Below are 663 nucleotides of genomic sequence, written 5' to 3'. Positions count from 1 at the left end.
GCCGCGCGGGTTGCCGCGCTCGGCGACGGCCTCCAGCGTGGCGGGCCCCAGCGTGGTGATCGCGCCGCGGACGACGAGCTCGTCCACGTACCGCGTGCCGGGCGGGCCCGGCGCGCGGTCGGTGGTGTCCGTCCAGCGCACCCGGTGCGGCCGCGCCCCGAGCGCGGCGAGCTCGCGCCAGTCCGGCCCGGCCAGCAGCTGCTCGTGGCGGTGGAAGACGAGCCGCGCCGAGGCGAGGGCGGCCTCGCCGCGCATCATCCGGGCGGCGTCGGAGGCGGAGAGCCGCAGCTGTTCGTCGAAGGCGGCGTCCACGGGCGCGAGCGGCACGGAGACGACGGCCCGGATGGCGGAGAGGTCGCGCCCCGCGCGGTGCGCGCGGCGGAGGCCGTCCAGCCAGGCACCGGCGGCCCGGCCGTAGTGGGCGGGGGACAGCACGGGCCCGAGGTCCACGCCGATGCCTTCGGCGAGGCAGTCCGCGGCGGCGGCGAGCCCTTCGGGCCCGGCGGGCAGGGCGACGAGGGCGTTGGGCCGGTCGACGGCCCGCGCGAGCCGCAGCGCCGTGGCGGTGTCGGCGACGGGGCCGGCCTCCAGGGTGACGTGCCCGTCCCGGCCGCCGGTCCGCTCGTGGACGGGCAGCAGCACGTCGCACGCGCGCCGCCCCTC

At 80.7% G+C, this 663-nt stretch carries 1 protein-coding gene; it reads right to left on the bottom strand.

Going from position 1 to position 663, the window contains the following annotated elements:
• Window positions 1-663 (bottom strand): transaldolase family protein (locus tag B7P34_RS36090; RefSeq protein ID WP_286157549.1); only part of this gene is annotated, 663 nt, incomplete at both ends.

The organism is Streptosporangium nondiastaticum, from assembly GCF_003011965.1.
In the GTDB taxonomy this organism is placed as follows: domain Bacteria; phylum Actinomycetota; class Actinomycetes; order Streptomycetales; family Streptomycetaceae; genus Streptomyces; species Streptomyces nondiastaticus.
The sequence above is the reverse complement of the archived record's forward strand: the minus strand, read 5'-3'. Positions and strand labels throughout refer to the sequence as shown.